This is a genomic window from Enterobacter cloacae complex sp. HYC080_NIDB (assembly GCF_056673325.1).
Map to the genome: position 1 here is coordinate 3,703,913 of NZ_CP114212.1, position 16,692 is coordinate 3,720,604.

14 protein-coding genes are annotated in these 16,692 nt (G+C 55.6%); 12 read left to right on the forward strand and 2 right to left on the reverse strand.

All coding sequences use genetic code 11. The features are described from left to right. Positions 1–95: 95 nt before the first annotated feature. Both mrcB and hrpB read right to left on the reverse strand, forming a co-directional pair. Positions 96–2,621, reverse strand: coding sequence for a bifunctional glycosyl transferase/transpeptidase (gene mrcB, locus O1723_RS17680; protein WP_014882607.1), 2,526 nt, complete (start codon positions 2,619–2,621; stop codon positions 96–98). A gap of 182 nt (positions 2,622–2,803) precedes the next feature. Next, positions 2,804–5,233: an ATP-dependent helicase HrpB gene (gene hrpB, locus O1723_RS17685; RefSeq protein WP_248191251.1), complete on the reverse strand. Its 2,430-nt coding sequence runs from the start codon at positions 5,231–5,233 to the stop codon at positions 2,804–2,806. Between the two features lie 73 nt (positions 5,234–5,306). On the opposite strand from hrpB, the gene thpR reads away from it, so the two are divergent. The 12 genes from thpR (at position 5,307) to O1723_RS17745 (ending at position 16,689) form a co-directional block, all read left to right on the forward strand. Then, positions 5,307–5,852, forward strand: a complete 546-nt coding sequence (thpR, locus tag O1723_RS17690) for an RNA 2',3'-cyclic phosphodiesterase (RefSeq protein ID WP_248191249.1) — start codon at positions 5,307–5,309, stop codon at positions 5,850–5,852. Beyond that, positions 5,852–6,556, forward strand: a complete 705-nt coding sequence (gene sfsA / locus O1723_RS17695) for a DNA/RNA nuclease SfsA (RefSeq protein WP_014882604.1) — start codon at positions 5,852–5,854, stop codon at positions 6,554–6,556. The genes thpR and sfsA overlap by 1 nt, the downstream gene beginning before the upstream one ends. Before the next feature lie 176 nt (positions 6,557–6,732). Beyond that, entirely contained in the window at positions 6,733–7,188 is a 456-nt protein-coding gene (dksA, locus tag O1723_RS17700) for an RNA polymerase-binding protein DksA (protein WP_001155232.1), read from the forward strand. A gap of 59 nt (positions 7,189–7,247) precedes the next feature. Beyond that, a complete protein-coding gene (gene gluQRS / locus O1723_RS17705) occupies positions 7,248–8,138 on the forward strand; it encodes a tRNA glutamyl-Q(34) synthetase GluQRS (protein ID WP_248191248.1) in 891 nt (296 codons plus the stop codon). Between the two features lie 42 nt (positions 8,139–8,180). Next, positions 8,181–9,578: a polynucleotide adenylyltransferase PcnB gene (gene pcnB / locus O1723_RS17710; protein ID WP_072093610.1), complete on the forward strand. Its 1,398-nt coding sequence runs from the start codon at positions 8,181–8,183 to the stop codon at positions 9,576–9,578. Then, positions 9,575–10,054 carry a 2-amino-4-hydroxy-6-hydroxymethyldihydropteridine diphosphokinase gene (gene folK / locus O1723_RS17715; RefSeq protein WP_014882601.1) on the forward strand — a complete coding sequence of 160 codons (480 nt, stop codon included), beginning with the start codon at positions 9,575–9,577 and terminating at the stop codon, positions 10,052–10,054. Before pcnB ends, folK begins: the two co-directional genes overlap by 4 nt. Positions 10,055–10,175: 121 nt before the next feature. Further along, positions 10,176–10,967, forward strand: a complete 792-nt coding sequence (panB, locus tag O1723_RS17720; protein ID WP_023336766.1) for a 3-methyl-2-oxobutanoate hydroxymethyltransferase — start codon at positions 10,176–10,178, stop codon at positions 10,965–10,967. Positions 10,968–10,978: 11 nt separating this feature from the next. Further along, positions 10,979–11,830 (forward strand): pantoate--beta-alanine ligase, encoded by an 852-nt coding sequence (gene panC, locus O1723_RS17725; RefSeq protein ID WP_014882599.1) that lies wholly within the window; start codon positions 10,979–10,981, stop codon positions 11,828–11,830. Between the two features lie 32 nt (positions 11,831–11,862). Continuing rightward, complete coding sequence (panD, locus tag O1723_RS17730) at positions 11,863–12,243, forward strand: aspartate 1-decarboxylase (RefSeq protein ID WP_014882598.1); 381 nt, start codon at positions 11,863–11,865, stop codon at positions 12,241–12,243. Positions 12,244–12,577: 334 nt separating this feature from the next. Then, a complete protein-coding gene (locus O1723_RS17735; protein ID WP_023336764.1) occupies positions 12,578–13,189 on the forward strand; it encodes a fimbrial protein in 612 nt (203 codons plus the stop codon). An 81-nt stretch (positions 13,190–13,270) separates the two neighbouring features. Continuing rightward, a complete protein-coding gene (locus O1723_RS17740; RefSeq protein ID WP_014882596.1) occupies positions 13,271–14,014 on the forward strand; it encodes a fimbrial chaperone in 744 nt (247 codons plus the stop codon). A gap of 77 nt (positions 14,015–14,091) precedes the next feature. Next, on the forward strand, positions 14,092–16,689 hold the full coding sequence (locus tag O1723_RS17745; RefSeq protein ID WP_014882595.1) for an outer membrane usher protein: 2,598 nt from the start codon (positions 14,092–14,094) through the stop codon (positions 16,687–16,689). Positions 16,690–16,692 lie beyond the last annotated feature (3 nt).

A 16,692-nucleotide genomic window follows, 5' to 3' on the forward strand; every position in this document is an offset into this window, starting at 1 on the left:
CTTAATTTTGAATTAACTTTTTTTAAAGGATTGCGGACTGTAAAAAATAAAAAAGGCCACTTTAAAATAAAGCGGCCTTTTATTCAGGAAATTAATTAATTCCCGCCAAACATGTCCTTAATCCAGCCGGCTACGCCATCGCTGTCTTTCTTCTCATTCTGCTGCTGCGGCTGTTGTTGCTGCGGCTGCTGAGGCTGAGAAGATTGATCGAACGGGTTGCCCGTTGGCTGTTCAGGCTGGCTCTGCTGGCAGAGGGAGTCCGGATTGGTGGTCCAGACCGGCAGGGTACGCATCCCACCGCCGCAAACAAAGTTACCGGAACCGTCCACGCCCATATCGACGATATCTTCCGGCGCAACCAGGTTCAGCGGCACCGGAGACTGATTCGCCAGATAGCGCTGGTAAATCGACATCGCCCCGCTTGCACCGTACAGCTTGGTTGGCTGGTTGTTATCACGGCCTACCCAGGTGATCACCACTTCACGGCCATCAATACCGGCAAACCAGGTATCGACGTTGTTGTTGGTGGTCCCGGTTTTACCCGCCAGATGCAGACCCGGATATTTCGCCCCCAGCTGACGGCCAGTACCCCGCTGCACAACCTGCTGCATGGTCCACAGCGTCATATAGGCCGCCTGCGCAGGCACCGCACGTTCTGCCTGTGGGAAGCTCTGATACAGCACGGAGCCATCCTCGGCAATCACCGAGCGCAGGGCCGAAAGCGGCGCACGGTTACCGCCGCTGGCAATGGTCTGGAACGCCTGTGCCACTTCGATCGGCGTCAGGTTAAGTGCCCCCAGAATCATCGCCGGAACCGGATGCAGCTGATCTTTCGACACGCCCAGTTTCTGCCAGGTGTCGACAATCGCAGGCAGGCCCAGCGCCATACCGAGGTTAACCGTGGGGACGTTCATGGAACGGGTCAACGCATCCACCAGCATAACCTGGCCGCTGAACTGTTTATCATCGTTCTGCGGGGACCAGACCTGACCGTTAGGCTGACGCAGTGAGATTGGCGCATCGGCAATCCAGGTGTTCAGACGATACAGATTCGGCTGACTCAGGGCGGTGAGATAGGTCGCCGGTTTTGCCAGAGAACCAATCGAACGACGCGCCTGCATGGCACGGTTATAGCCCGCATACTGCGGCTCGGCACCGCCCACCATCGCGCGTACTTCGCCAGTGTTGCGGTCAACCACCACCATGGCGGTTTCCAGATCGCTCAGCTTGCGCTGTTTCTTCAGTGCCGGAATACCTTCCACCGCGGCTTTTTCTGCTGCATCCTGGGCCACGGAGTCAAAGGTGGTGAAGATCTTCACGCCGGAGAGATCTTTGACCTTATCACCGAGCTTGCTTTGCAGCTCCTGACGCACCATTTGCATAAACGCAGGCTGAGGAGAGATCACCCCACCGCGCGGCTGCACGCCAAGCGGACGCGCGCTCAGCATGTCGTACAGTTCCTGATCGATCACCTGCTGTTGTTGCAGCAGACGCAGGACCAGGTTACGACGCTCCAGCGCCAGTTTCGGGTTACGCCACGGGTTGTAGATGGACGCCCCTTTCACCATGCCCACCAGCAATGCCTGCTGGTCAAGGCTCAGCTCTTCCACCGGGCGGCCAAAGTAGTACAGGCTTGCCAGCGGGAAGCCGCGGATTTCGTTATCGCCGCTCTGACCGAGGTAAACCTCGTTCATGTACAGCTCAAGAATACGATCCTTGCTGTAACGCGCATCCATCAGCACGGCCATGTACGCTTCGTTGGCTTTACGCCAGTAGGAGCGTTCGCTGGAGAGGAACAGGTTCTTCACCAGCTGCTGAGTCAGCGTACTCGCCCCCTGCACGGTACGACCCGCGGTCAGGTTCGCCAGTACCGCACGGCCGATAGAGTAAAGGCTGATGCCGTCGTGCTCGTAGAAGTGACGGTCCTCGGTTGCCAGCAGCGTATCCACCAGCAGATCCGGGAAGCCGTTACGCGCTACAAACAGGCGCTGCTCGCCGTTAGCCGACGAGAGCATGGTGATCAGACGCGGATCGAGACGGAAGAAACCGAACTGACGGTTGTTATCCATGTTCTCGATGGTATCCAGACGATCGCCGTCAAAGGTCAGACGCGCGCGCACCTGCCCCTCTTTGCTGTCCGGGAAGTCGAACGGACGGCGGATCATCTCAATGCTTTTCGCCTGAACGGTAAATTCGCCAGGGCGCGTCATCTTCGACACCTGACGATACTGGGTCGCTTCCAGCAGTTTCACCATCTCGTTCTTACTGATGGACATATCTGGCTCAAGGTTCACCATACGGCCATACACTGCCGCAGGTAACTGCCAGACTTTACCGTCGATACGGCTGCGGATCTTCTGATCCAGATAAACGCCGTAAATCGCCATCAGCACAACAAAAACAATGAACAGCTTCAGCAGCAGCCAGAACCAGCCGCGTTTGCCCCGAGGCTTGCGCCCTTTGCCTTTTCCTTTACGCGGCATCGGTTCTTCATCCTCATAATCGTCTTCATAGTCATCGTCATAGTCCTCATCTCTGAGGCGACGACGGCTTACCTTTTCTTTCGCCGGACGCGTGGGTTTTCCCTTACGTCCTATTGGCTCGCGGTCATTCCCCGCCATGCTTTTTCTCCGCAACGTTCAGGCGCAAAGGCCCGATTCTCATTTCTTCCACTGACCTGTGAAAGAAGAAATCTCTCAAAATTAGTTTTCTCCCTCTCCCCGTGGGAGAGGGCCGGGGTGAGGGCATCAGCCCGCACAATCCAGGCCGCACAATCCATGCCGCACTCCCCTCTTCCCCTGATTCACGAATACTTCTTCGTCCGCCGTGTCGGCGCCGTATTCGCCGGATCGTCCGGCCAGACGTGTTTGGGATAGCGCCCTTTCATCTCTTTCTGCACGTCCCGGTAACTTCCCGCCCAGAACGCGCCCAGATCGCGGGTGATCTGCAGCGGACGCTGCGCAGGCGACAGCAGCTCAAGCACCAACGGCACACGCCCTTCTGCGATAGACGGTGTGGTGGCTTCACCAAACATCTCCTGCATCCGTACCGCCAGCGCCGGAGGATTATCCTCATGATAACGAATGGCAATCCGGCTCCCGGTGGGCACAGTGTAATGCCCAGGCAGCTCACTATCCAGACGTTGACGTAATGACCAGTCCAGTAAATTCTGTAACGCGGTCTTAACATCAAGCGCCTTGAGCGCACGCAAGGAGTGTACGCCGCTCATTTGCGGCAGTAGCCAGTGCTCAAGCGTAGCCAGCAGCGTCTCATCATCCACCGCTGGCCAGCCGTGTTCCGGCAGCCACTTCGCGGCGCAGTGCAGGCGTATACGATACTGTTCAGCTTCCGGCGTCCAGTTCAGTACGCTCAGCCCTTTTTCCCGGATGCCGTTCAGCATCGCCTGGTGTAACTCTTCTTCTGACGGCTTCGCCAGCGGTTTCGTCCCGAGCGTAAGTTTGCCAATCTGACTGCGGCGAAACGCCTTTAGCGTGCCCTGAGTCTCATCCCATTCCACGATATCGGACTGCTGCAGCAGCTGCGGACAAGCGCGGGTCAGCGCATCAATGTCTACGGCAAACGCCTGTAAAATACGTGCGTCAGGAGAGTGGCTCCCCTGAAGCAAAAGCGGGGCAATCAGCCATTCGTGACGCGTTAACGCATCATCGCTGTCCAGCATCGCCCCCATGCCGTTTGCCAGCTGATAGCGCCCGTCCAGCCCGCGGCGGCGGGCAATTCTGTCCGGGAAGGCTTCTGACAGCAGGGAGGCAATTTTATCGCTGCCAGGTGAACCGCCCCGGCTATTCAGGCGTTTGGCCAGCTGCTGCGCCCGCTGCTGCCAGTTCCCCTGATTACGCGAAAATGCCTGTCCCAAATCGCTAGTGCCACCGCGCGGCGGCTCCTCAAGGATAGCCGCCAGCCTGGCCGCCGTGGCAATTTCATCGTTCCCTTGCGCGGCCACCAGCATAGCAGCCAGACGCGGATCGTTACCCAGCGCCGCCATTTTCTGCCCGCGCGCCGTCAGACGCTCGCCTTCCAGCGCGCCAAGCTGAGTCAGCAGGCTGCGCGCCGCCGTGAGGTTAACCGCTGGCGGAGGGTTGAGCCATGTGAGCTGGGCAGGGTCAGGACAGCCCCATTGCAGGAGATCCATCACCAGGCCAGACAAATCACTTTGTAAAATTTCTGGCGTGCTTTGCTGTGCGGCACGCTCAGCTTGCTCCGCGCTGCTCAAATGCAGACAAATGCCCGGCGCAAGACGCCCGGCACGGCCCGCACGCTGGATCATCGACGCCTGGCTGATGCGCTGCGTGAGCAGCTTAGTCAGCCCGGTGCGCGGGTCAAAACTGGCCACCCTCTCCTGGGCGCTATCCACCACCAGGCGAATGCCTTCGATGGTCAAACTGGTTTCCGCGATATTGGTCGCCAGCACCACTTTGCGCTGCCCCGCCGGGGCGGGAAGGATCGCTTTACGCTGATCGGCCAGCGACAGCGCGCCATAGAGCGGACACAGAATAATGTCGCTACTCACCCGTGATGCCAGTTGCTCCTGTACGCGCTGGATTTCTCCCACACCGGGTAAAAATAGCAGCAGCGACCCCGGCTCCTGACGAAGCAGTTCAGCCGTGGCGACAGCCACCGCTTCGTCAAAACGCTGATGGGCAGGTAGCGGCTGATAGCGCCGCGCCACCGGGAATGCACGACCTTCGGAGGCAATCACTGGGGCATCAGGCAGCGTCTGCTGCAGCCGCGCGTTATCCAGCGTCGCCGACATAATGAGCAGCCGGAGGTCGTCGCGCAGCCCCTGCTGGACGTCCAGCAACAGCGCCAGGGCCAGATCCGCCTGCAGGCTGCGTTCGTGGAATTCATCCAGGATCACCAGCCCCACGCCGGTCAGTTCCGGATCGTTTTGCAGCATGCGGGTGAGAATGCCCTCGGTAACCACTTCAAGGCGCGTGGACGGGCCAACGCAGGTTTCGGCACGCATCCGATAACCTACCGTTTCGCCCGGTTTTTCGTTCAGCAGTTCCGCCAGTCGCTGCGCCACGTTGCGTGCGGCGAGCCTGCGCGGCTCCAGCAGGATGATTTTTCCGGCAATCTTCCCTTCTTTGAGGATCTGTAGCGGCAGCCAGGTGGATTTGCCCGCCCCCGTAGGCGCGTTAAGCAAAACCTGCGGGGCGTGGTGTAAGGCAGCAAGAAGCTCGGGAAGGACGACGGCGACTGGCAATGAGGACACTAACAGCTCCAGAGGGTTAACATTAGTCGGCGTACATTGTAGCATCGGCGCATATCATTACCGAGTCCCCCGTATGTCTGAGTCAAAACGACTGTTTTTTGCCATTGAGCTGCCCGCCCCTGTTCAGCGGCAAATCGTACGCTGGCGCGCTGAACATTTTCCACTGGAAGCAGGTCGGCCCGTTGCGGCCGCGAACCTGCATCTGACGCTGGCATTCCTGGGCGACGTAAGTGCCGGGAAACAGCGGGCGTTAGCCGCCATGGCCGGGCGGATTTCTCAGCCGCCGTTTACGCTGCACCTCGACGATGCAGGACAATGGCTACGTTCGCGCGTGGTCTGGCTGGGCACGCGCCAGCCACCGCGCGGATTATTGCAGCTGGCGAATATGCTGCGCGCGCAGGCGGCGCGCAGCGGCTGTTATCAGAGCCCGCAGCCATTTCATCCGCATATCACGCTGCTGCGCGATGCCGGTCAGGCCGTTGCCCTCCCGGCCCCGGGTTTTCACTGGGCTTTCCAGGTCAATGCATTCGCGCTTTATGAATCTGTCTTTGCTCAAGGACGCACACGCTATACGCCGCTACAGCGCTGGACGCTGGGCGACACGATGAAGGAATCCTGATGAAGTTTAGCCCTGCACTCCAGCCCGCCACGCTGATCCAACGCTACAAACGCTTCCTCGCCGACGTGGTGACACCTGAGGGGGAAACGCTCACTCTGCACTGCCCCAACACCGGAGCCATGACCGGTTGCGCAACGCCGGGTGACACGGTCTGGTATTCCACTTCAGAAAATACTAAACGCAAATATCCCCATACCTGGGAAATAACTGAGACACAAAGTGGGGCATTTATTTGCGTTAATACCCTGCGCGCCAATCAACTGGTTAAGGAAGCGCTGACCCATGGCACTATTCCCGAACTGGTGGGTTATGGTACGCATAAAAGTGAAGTGAAATATGGCGATGAAAGCAGCAGAATTGACTTCATGTTACAGGCGGAAGACAGGCCGGAGTGCTATATTGAAGTAAAATCAGTGACGTTAGCGGAACAGGAAAATGGCTACTTCCCGGATGCGGTTACGCTACGTGGACAGAAGCACCTGCGGGAGCTAATGAGTGTTGCGGCGGCGGGCAAACGCGCCGTACTGCTGTTTGCGGTACTGCATTCAGCCATTGAACGGTTCTCACCTGCCCGCCATATTGACCCTAAATACGCGCAATTGTTGAATGAGGCACAAAAGCAGGGGGTAGAGGTTTTCGCTTATAAGGCGGAACTTTCTGCCGATAATATGACTCTGAGATCCTCTCTTCCCATTGTCTTATAAGGGATTAGACGATTGATGATTATGTGTTCTGGCCGCGTGCGCAAATACGCTTTTCCTCACAGGCTTGTCAAGTGTTACGTTTAGATAATTGCCATACGGAAAAGCATCTGCTATTTATAGCGACCTGATTTTTCCCCCAACACGGGGATCGATAGTGCGTGTTAAGGAGAAGCAACATGCAAGAAGGGCAAAACCGTAAAACATCGTCCCTGAGTATTCTCGCCATCGCTGGGGTGGAGCCGTATCAAGAGAAACCGGGCGAAGAGTATATGAACGAAGCCCAGCTGTCGCACTTCAAGCGTATTCTTGAAGCATGGCGTAATCAACTCAGGGATGAAGTCGATCGCACCGTTACGCATATGCAGGATGAAGCTGCAAACTTCCCGGATCCGGTAGACCGTGCCGCTCAGGAAGAAGAGTTCAGCCTCGAACTGCGTAACCGTGACCGCGAACGCAAACTGATCAAAAAGATCGAGAAAACGCTGAAAAAAGTCGAAGACGAAGATTTTGGCTACTGCGAATCGTGCGGTGTTGAAATCGGTATTCGTCGCCTGGAAGCGCGTCCAACCGCCGATCTGTGCATCGACTGTAAAACGCTGGCCGAAATCCGCGAAAAACAGATGGCCGGTTAATACCAGCGCTGTTTACCCACTCCAAAGGCGGGAGTCTCTCCCGCCTTGTTAACGTTGATATGTCTGAATCACACTATATCGGGCGCTTCGCGCCATCTCCCTCCGGTGAATTACACTTCGGCTCATTAATTGCCGCGCTCGGCAGCTACCTGCAGGCTCGCGCCAGCCAGGGCAAATGGCTCGTCCGCATAGAAGATATTGACCCGCCGCGTGAAGTTCCCGGTGCTGCAGAGACCATACTGCGTCAGCTGGAACATTACGGCCTGCACTGGGACGGCGAGGTTCTCTGGCAATCAAAACGCCACGAGGCGTATCGGGAGCGTCTGGCCTGGCTCGCTGAGCAAGGGCTTTCCTACAACTGCACCTGCACCCGCGCGCGTATCCAGAGCGTTGGCGGCGTCTATGACGGGCACTGCCGTACGCTCAATCATCCCCCGGAGAACGCCGCCGTGCGCCTGCTGCAACGTGCGCCCGTCACCCGTTTCCACGATCTGCTCTCCGGAGAGATCCGTGCCGATGAACGTCTGGCGCGCGAAGATTTTATTATTCACCGTCGTGATGGTCTGTTTGCTTATAACCTGGCCGTGGTCGTCGACGACTATTTCCAGGGCGTCACGGAAATTGTGCGTGGGGCAGACCTGGTCGAACCTACCGTGCGGCAAATATCGCTGTATCAGCAGTTTGGCTGGACGGTACCGGGTTATCTTCATCTGCCGCTGGCGGTCAATGCGCAGGGCATTAAACTGTCCAAGCAAAACCACGCCCCAGCCCTGCCAGACGGCGATCCGCGTCCTGTTTTGATCGACGCGCTGCGATTTCTCAACCAAAATGTAACCCACGAATGGCAGGATCTGCGTATTGACGAACTGCTGAAAATGGCCATCGCGCAATGGACGCTCACGGCGGTGCCAAAAATCCAGCATTCTCAAATGCGTTGCGCTGAGCTATGATTAGCCGCTTTTTTCATAACAAAACACACTACGAGGTGTACCATTTTTACCCGAGTCGCTAATTTTTGCCGTAAAGTGCTAAGCCGCGAAGAGAGCATGGCGAACGATGCTATTGCACAGCCACACATGTCGGTTATTCCGCGTGAGCAGCACACTATTTCCCGCAAAGATATCAGTGAAAATGCCCTCAAGGTGCTCTATCGTCTGAATAAAGCGGGCTACGAGGCCTATCTCGTTGGCGGTGGGGTGCGTGATTTACTGCTGGGCAAAAAACCAAAAGATTTCGACGTGACGACCAGCGCCACGCCTGAGCAGGTGCGCAAATTATTCCGTAACTGTCGTCTTGTTGGCCGCCGTTTCCGTCTTGCTCACGTCATGTTTGGGCCAGAAATTATCGAAGTGGCGACCTTCCGCGGCCACCACGAAGCGGGCGCATCCGATCGCACGACCTCCCAGCGCGGCCAGAACGGTATGTTGCTGCGTGACAATATTTTCGGTTCTATCGAAGAAGATGCCCAGCGCCGCGACTTCACCATCAACAGCCTCTATTACAGCGTGGCGGATTTCACCGTGCGTGATTACGTGGGCGGTATGCAGGACCTGAAAGAGGGCCTGATCCGCCTGATCGGCACGCCAGAAACGCGTTATCGCGAAGATCCTGTGCGTATGTTGCGTGCCGTGCGTTTCGCTGCCAAGCTCAACATGCGCATCAGCCCGGAGACGGCAGAGCCGATCCCGCGTCTGGCGACGCTGATCAACGACGTGCCGCCTGCCCGTCTGTTTGAAGAAGCGCTGAAGCTATTGCAGGCTGGCTACGGGTTTGAAACCTACAAGCTGCTGCGCGAATACAACCTGTTCCAGCCGCTGTTCCCGACCATTACGCGCTACTTCACCGAAAACGGTGACAGCCCGATGGAGCGCATGATTGCGCAGGTGCTGAAAAATACCGACACCCGCATCCAGAATGACATGCGCGTGAACCCGGCATTCCTGTTTGCGGCGATGTTCTGGTATCCCCTGCTGGAAACCGCGCAAAGAATTACTCAGGAGAGCGGCCTGGCCTATTACGATGCCTTTGCGCTGGCCGCAAACGACGTGCTGGACGAAGGGTGCCGTACGCTGGCGATCCCGAAACGTATTACCACGCTGGTGCGCGACATCTGGCAGCTTCAGCTGCGCATGTCCCGTCGCCAGGGCAAACGCGCCTGGAAACTGATGGAACATCCAAAGTTCCGCGCCGCGTTCGATCTGCTGTCCCTGCGTGCGGAAATTGAACGCAATCAGGAGCTGCAGCGTCTGGCCCAGTGGTGGGCTGAATTCCAGGTTTCCGCTCCGCCGGAACAGAAGGATATGCTGACCGGGCTGGATGAAGAGCCCGCACCGCGTCGCCGTCATCGTCGTCCGCGCAAACGTGCGCCGCGTCGTGAAGGTTCAGCATGACACTCGCCTGTATCGCCATCGGCAGTAACTTAGCCTCTCCGCTGGAGCAGGTTAACGCTGCCGTAAAGGCGCTGGGCGAGATTCCGCAAAGCCGGATCGTCGCCGTCTCGTCGTTTTATCGTACCCCGCCGCTCGGCCCACAGGATCAGCCTGATTATCTGAACGCTGCCGTGGTGCTGGAAACAGCCCTTGATGCAGAAGCGCTGCTGGATAATACCCAGCGCATTGAGCTCCAGCAGGGCCGCGTGCGCAAAGCCGAACGCTGGGGACCGCGCACCCTCGATCTCGACATCATGCTGTTTGGCCAGGAGGTGATTCATACCGATCGCCTCACCGTACCGCATTATGATATGAAAAATCGCGGATTTATGCTCTGGCCGCTCTTTGAAGTCGCCCCCGATATCACCTTCCCGGACGGTACCTCGTTAAAGACCGTTCTGGACAACCTGAACGCGGAAAAACCCGCTCGCTGGTAAACCTCTCCCCCACCGGTTGGCCGCTAAATAATTGTGGTTAATCGGTTGCCTAAAATCATTGTTCCCCGGAATGTTACTGTTAGAATGCGCAAAGATTCGCTTTGGGCTATCAGGAAACAGTATGAAACCAACCACCATCTCCTTACTGCAGAAATGCAAACAGGAAAAAAAACGCTTCGCCACCATCACCGCGTATGACTACAGCTTCGCCAAACTGTTTGCCGAAGAGGGTATCAACGTCATGCTGGTCGGAGATTCGTTAGGGATGACGGTACAAGGACATGATTCCACCCTGCCGGTCACGGTTGAGGATATTGCTTACCATACCCGCGCCGTGCGCCGCGGTGCGCCAGCCTGCCTCCTGCTTTCCGATCTGCCGTTTATGGCCTATGCCACACCGGAGCTGGCATTCGAAAACGCGGCGGCGGTCATGCGGGCCGGGGCCAATATGGTCAAAATTGAAGGCGGAGCCTGGCTGGTGGATACGGTGAAGATGCTCACCGAACGCGCCGTGCCGGTGTGCGGCCATCTGGGCCTGACGCCACAGTCCGTCAACATCTTTGGCGGCTACAAGGTGCAGGGCCGTGGCGATGCGGCACAGACGCTGTTTGATGATGCCCTGGCGCTGGAAGCTGCAGGCGCGCAATTGCTGGTACTGGAGTGCGTGCCTGTTGAACTGGCGAAACGTATCACTGAAGCGCTGTCGATTCCGGTGATTGGTATTGGTGCTGGCAACGTGACCGACGGGCAAATTTTAGTGATGCACGACGCCTTTGGTATTACCGGTGGGCATATCCCGAAATTTGCGAAAAATTTCCTTACCGAAGCGGGCGACATGCGCGCCGCGGTCAGGCAGTATATTGCCGACGTTGAATCCGGTGTTTACCCGGGTGAAGAACACAGTTTCCATTAAGGAGTCTCGTTGTGCTAATCATTGAAACCCTGCCGCTGCTTCGCCAGCACATCCGTCGCGCGCGTCAGGAAGGTAAACGTATCGCACTGGTCCCGACCATGGGCAACCTGCATGACGGCCATATGAAGCTTGTCGACGAAGCAAGAGCCCGTGCAGATATCGTGGTGGTCAGTATCTTCGTAAACCCCATGCAGTTTGACCGCGCAGACGACCTGGCGCGCTACCCGCGTACCCTGCAGGAAGACTGCGAGAAGCTCAAAAAGCGTCAGGCGGACATTGTTTTCGCGCCGTCTCCGGCAGACGTTTATCCTCAGGGAACCGGCGAAGCAACCTACGTGGACGTTCCGGGAATTTCGACCATGCTGGAAGGCGCCAGCCGTCCGGGCCATTTCCGCGGCGTCTCTACCATTGTCAGCAAATTGTTTAACCTGGTACAGCCGGATATCGCCTGCTTCGGCGAGAAAGATTTCCAGCAGCTGGCGCTGATCCGCAAAATGGTGGCGGACATGGGATATGATATTGAGATTGTGGGCGTGCCGATCGTGCGCGCTAAAGACGGGCTGGCGCTCAGCTCCCGCAATGGCTATTTGACCGCCGAGCAGCGTAAAATCGCCCCCGCGTTAAGCAAGGTCATGAACAGCATGGCAGAACAGCTTCTGGCGAAAGCATTAACCGCAGAAGAGATTATTGCTCTTGCGGAACAGGCGCTGAACGACAAAGGTCTCCGGGCTGACGATGTACAAATCCGCGATGCTGATACGCTGCTCGAACTTGCAGAGACAAGCAAACGTGCGGTAATTCTGGTGGCGGCATGGCTTGGCCAGGCTCGCCTGATTGACAACAAAGTGGTTGAGCTGGCGTAGTTTTTCTACCCGGAAGATGAAAGGTAAACGTAATGATTCGCAAAATGCTGCAAGGTAAGCTTCACCGTGTGAAAGTGACTCAGGCAGACCTGCACTATGAAGGCTCCTGCGCCATTGACCAGGATTTCCTCGACGCGGCGGGTATTCTTGAGAACGAAGCGATCGATATCTGGAACGTCAATAACGGCAAACGCTTCTCTACCTATGCAATTGCCGCCGAACGCGGGTCCAAAATCATCTCCGTCAACGGCGCGGCAGCACACTGCGCAGAGGTGGGCGATATCGTGATCATCGCCAGCTTCGTGATGATGTCTGACGAAGAAGCGCGTCGCTGGCAGCCCAAAGTGGCCTATTTTGAAGGCGATAACGAAATGAAGCGCACGGCAAAAGCTATTCCTGTTCAGGTCGCCTGATTTCTTTTCCCTGGACTCATTTTTATCCCATTCACTATCAAAATGAGTCCAGTCTTTTTTGTGCAAGCCACGATCAATTATAGCGCATTTAATAGGATTTAAATAAATAACCAAAGAAATCTCAGAGAATTATATTATATAATTCCCAAATCATAATTCCCACCCATTAAGAAAAACTTAAACCAACCTGCAGTTTTAATCACCCCCGTTGACTAGTCTTATCCCAAATAAATCTCTAGAATCCGCCACGAAATAACATTTCAGATTTTAAATCAATAGCTCCAAAAAAAAATTATTGATTTAAATGTTTTAACTTCAAAATATGGATATTGGTATGTCTTTTAAAAAAGTTAGCATGGGTATGGCAATTGCACTGGCTCTGAGCGCAGGTTCCGCAGTTGCAGCTGTTCCAGGTGACACAGGTACGATTACTTTCCACGGCATGGTGTCTAACACCACTTGTAAAGTTTCCCTGGATCAGAAAATTGACCAGAGTGGTAATGATTTCGATGTCACCCTGGACACCGTATCTGTTGCTGATTTTGGCACCACTGCACTGGGTACTACCAGCACCCTGGGCCAGAAAAAATTCAACCTGGCGCTGACCGGTTGTGATACTGCTACCGTGGCTAAAGCATCTGCACAGTTCAACTCCTGGGCGGGTTCTACTTCTACCGAAGGCGGCCTGCTGGTTCCACCAGCAAACGCTCAGGGTTCTGCGAAGAACGTTAACCTCGTACTGAGCAACGATGGCAATACCAAAACCGATCTGGTGAAAATCGACCAGACTAACAACACTCAGCAGGCCACTGTTGATACAAGCGGCGCGGCTAAGCTGTACTACAAAGTAGCTTATACCCAGGGCCAGGGTTGGGATCAAACCACTAACCCAGTATCCGCCGGTACCGTGCAGGCACAAGTTGCCTTCACCATGAACTACGAATAAACCTCTTTGTTTTGCAGGTTTTAAATAATCCCCCGCTTCTGGGGGATTATTCTTATCATTCCAACAGGAAGTGGAAAAATTATGTTTAACGCATCCGTAATTAAAGGATTAAAGACCGCGCTGTTTACTGCTGTTTTATTTTCAGCATCACACGCCAGTGCCGATATTGTTATTTCCGGCACCCGCATTGTTTACCCTGAGTCATCAAAAGACGTCATCGTTAACCTGGATAACCGTGGTGCAAAACCTCTGCTGGTTCAGTCCTGGCTGGACGACGGTCGCGACGAAAAAAGCCCGGAAGAACTTAAGCTCCCGTTCGTGATCACCCCGCCAGTTTCACGTATCGACCCTAAGCAAGGTCAGTCTTTGCGCATCACCTACATGGGTCAGTCGCTGCCAAAAGACCGCGAATCGTTGTTCTGGTTTAACGTATTAGAAATTCCGCCAAAACCTAAAAATGCCAACGCCGAAAATACAAACCAGCTTCAGCTGGCGTTCCGCACCCGCATTAAATTCTTTTTCCGTCCAGACGGACTGAAAGGCTCAGCGCTGGAAGCCGCCGACCATGTCACCTGGACCATGAAGAAAGACGGCAACGGCGTCAGCCTCGTCGCCCATAACGAGTCCCCGTACAACGTAGCGATTTCAATGGTCAAACTTAAGTCGGGCCAAAAGACCTATGAGGTAGCCCACCAGTCTGTTCTGCCTTTCAGCGAGAAAGCCATGCTGGTCAAAGGATTAACCACCACCACAACCGGCAAAGTGGCATACGAAACAATTAACGATAACGGTGGGGTCGACAACCACGAAACCACGCTGAAGTAATTTGCCACCCGACAACATAACAATAGATAGCATGAGCTCTGCGGATATGTTTATCCGCACTGATAAATGGATGTGCCATGGTGTTCCGACGTTCTCTTTTATGCCTTGCGATCGGCACGGCATTCCCCTTACATGTTTGTGCAGACAGTCACGCAGCTAATGACACCGCGCAGGAAAACGAAGATGCGGTCGAATTTAACGAACAGTTTCTTCTCTCAAGAAGCACAAATATTGACGTAAGCCGCTTTGCGCATGGTAACCCGGTGGCGCCGGGTACGTACCGTACCAGGGTCAATTTAAACGGCACGTTAAAATCGACGGTTGACATTATCTTTAAAGATAACGGGACGCCGCGCGCGACACCCTGTATTACGAGGCTTTTGCTCTCGCAGTCCGGTGTGGATACCCGCGCACTCGGAGACGAGCTGGACGACGACGACAACGAGACCTGCATCGATGTAAAAAAATTCTATCCTGAAGCGTCGGTCAACTACGACAGTGCTAAGCAGGTGTTGAACCTCAACTTCCCGCAAATTTACGTGGTTAAGCGCCCGTTAGGCTATGTCGACCCGTCCCTTTGGGATAACGGCATTCCGGCGGCGCTTCTGTCTTACGATCTCAACGGCTGGCACAGCGAAAACAGCGGTTCAACCTCTGAAAGCGCCTATGCGGGCCTGCGCTATGGTCTCAACATGGGACCATGGCGCCTGCGATCGCGCGGCAGTCTGAACTGGGATAAAGACAACGGCACGCACTACAGCAGCCAGGATATTTATCTTCAGCGTGACATCACCTCTCTTGACGCGCAATGGGTACTCGGTGACTCCTTTACCAACGGAGAAGCCTTCGACTCCTTGAGCCTGCGCGGAACACGTCTGTATAGCGACGAACGTATGCTGCCAAACGGTTCAACGGGGTATGCACCGGTGATTCGCGGCGTGGCAAACAGCAATGCCAAAGTCAGCGTCACGCAGAGCGGCAATAAAATTTATGAGACCTCAGTGCCGCCGGGCGCGTTTGAGATCAACGATTTGAGCACCACGGGCTACGGTAACGATCTGCTGGTCACCATTGAAGAGGCGGACGGCAGCAAGCACACGTTCACGGTGCCGTTCTCGTCCGTGACCCAGATGCTACGCCCTGGATCCTCACGCTGGGACGTTGGCATGGGTGAACTGAACGACGACTCGCTGATCGACAAGCCCCAGGTAGGCTACGGTACGCTCTACTACGGCCTCAACAATACCTTCACGGGCTATGCTGGCGCCCAGTACACCGACATGGACTTCTATGCAGGCATCCTCGGCCTGGCAATGAACACCCCCATCGGTGCTTTCGCGCTGGACATCACCCAGTCGCACGCGGATATCGAAGACCTGGGCACGCGCAGTGGGCAGAGTTATCGTCTGACATACAGTAAGCGCATTGAAGCCACGAACACCTCGTTCAACGTGGCGGCCTATCGCTTCTCTACCGAAGACTATCTGAGCCTGAACGATGCCGCGCAACTGCGTAACAGCATCAAACAGCAGAACTATGCCAACCGTAGCTATGAGTCAAATACGGCTCTTTACGATGACTACCAGCGTACTAAAAACCAGATCCAAATCAGCCTCAACCAGCCTCTGAGGGCGGCTGAAAAGGATTACGGTTCGCTGTACGTCAGCGGAACCTGGCAAGACTACTGGAACGGGGAAGGCTCTAACTCTAACTACAACGTGGGCTACAACAACAGCTTCGCCTACGGTAGCTATAGCCTGTCGTTACAGCGGACTTACGACCAGCGCGGTCAACAGGATGACAGCGTTTACCTCAGCCTGAGCGTGCCGCTGAGCGTCTTCTCGCAGGACAACTCGCGTTTAGCTGGGTTCTCGAACGTCAACATGGGCCTGCGTTCCGATCTTAAAGGCGGTACTAACTTCAACAGCTCCGCGAGTGGCAACACTCAGGATAACAAGGTCAGCTACTCCGTCAGTACGTCGTCCAGCAGCGGTAACTACGGCAACCTGAACCAAATCAGTGGTTATAGCTCGCTAAATAGCAGCTATGGTCCGCTCGGCGTTTCCGCCTCGTTTGGTGACGACAATAGCAAGCAGTTCTCCGCCTCTTACAGCGGCGGGATGGTCGCACACGCGGGCGGTATCGCCTTCGCACCGGGCAGCATTGGCGATAACGATGCCATCGCGGTAGTCAAGGCCAGCGGTGCGAAGGGCGCGGGTGTGGGCTACGGCGCAGGCACAATTGACGACTCGGGCTACGGCATTCTGCCGTATATGTCCGCGTATCGGGAAAACCGGGTTTCGCTGGATATCAGGACCCTCGAAAACGACGTTGAAGTGAAAAATACCACCACCACCACCGTACCGCGCAGCGGTTCTGTCGTGCTGGTGAATTTTGAAACCGACGAAGGACGTTCGGTCGTTCTTGAGCTTAAGCGTAACGATAACGGCTTTATTCCGCTGGGCGCTGACGTGCTGAATGAAAAAAATGAATCGGTGGGTTCCGTGGGCCAGGCCGGTCAGGCCTATGTTCGCGGCATCGAGAACAGCGGCGTGCTCCGCGTGGTCTGGAGCGGTGACAAGGACGGCTCCTGCACCGTGCGCTATCAGCTGAAACCCGATTTAGAGAAAGCCGGGCTCATTACCCTCCTCAATAACCAAACATGTGAAATGTAATCC

Bases quoted from the DNA above. Each gene is read 5' to 3' on its own strand.
- mrcB (WP_014882607.1), bottom strand. From the start codon at position 2,621: ATGGCGGGGAATGACCGCGAGCCAATAGGACGTAAGGGAAAACCCACG.
- thpR (WP_248191249.1), top strand. From the start codon at position 5,307: ATGTCTGAGTCAAAACGACTGTTTTTTGCCATTGAGCTGCCCGCCCCT.
- sfsA (WP_014882604.1), top strand. From the start codon at position 5,852: ATGAAGTTTAGCCCTGCACTCCAGCCCGCCACGCTGATCCAACGCTAC.
- dksA (WP_001155232.1), top strand. From the start codon at position 6,733: ATGCAAGAAGGGCAAAACCGTAAAACATCGTCCCTGAGTATTCTCGCC.
- gluQRS (WP_248191248.1), top strand. From the start codon at position 7,248: ATGTCTGAATCACACTATATCGGGCGCTTCGCGCCATCTCCCTCCGGT.
- folK (WP_014882601.1), top strand. From the start codon at position 9,575: ATGACACTCGCCTGTATCGCCATCGGCAGTAACTTAGCCTCTCCGCTG.
- panB (WP_023336766.1), top strand. From the start codon at position 10,176: ATGAAACCAACCACCATCTCCTTACTGCAGAAATGCAAACAGGAAAAA.
- panD (WP_014882598.1), top strand. From the start codon at position 11,863: ATGATTCGCAAAATGCTGCAAGGTAAGCTTCACCGTGTGAAAGTGACT.
- O1723_RS17735 (WP_023336764.1), top strand. From the start codon at position 12,578: ATGTCTTTTAAAAAAGTTAGCATGGGTATGGCAATTGCACTGGCTCTG.
- O1723_RS17740 (WP_014882596.1), top strand. From the start codon at position 13,271: ATGTTTAACGCATCCGTAATTAAAGGATTAAAGACCGCGCTGTTTACT.
- O1723_RS17745 (WP_014882595.1), top strand. From the start codon at position 14,092: ATGGTGTTCCGACGTTCTCTTTTATGCCTTGCGATCGGCACGGCATTC.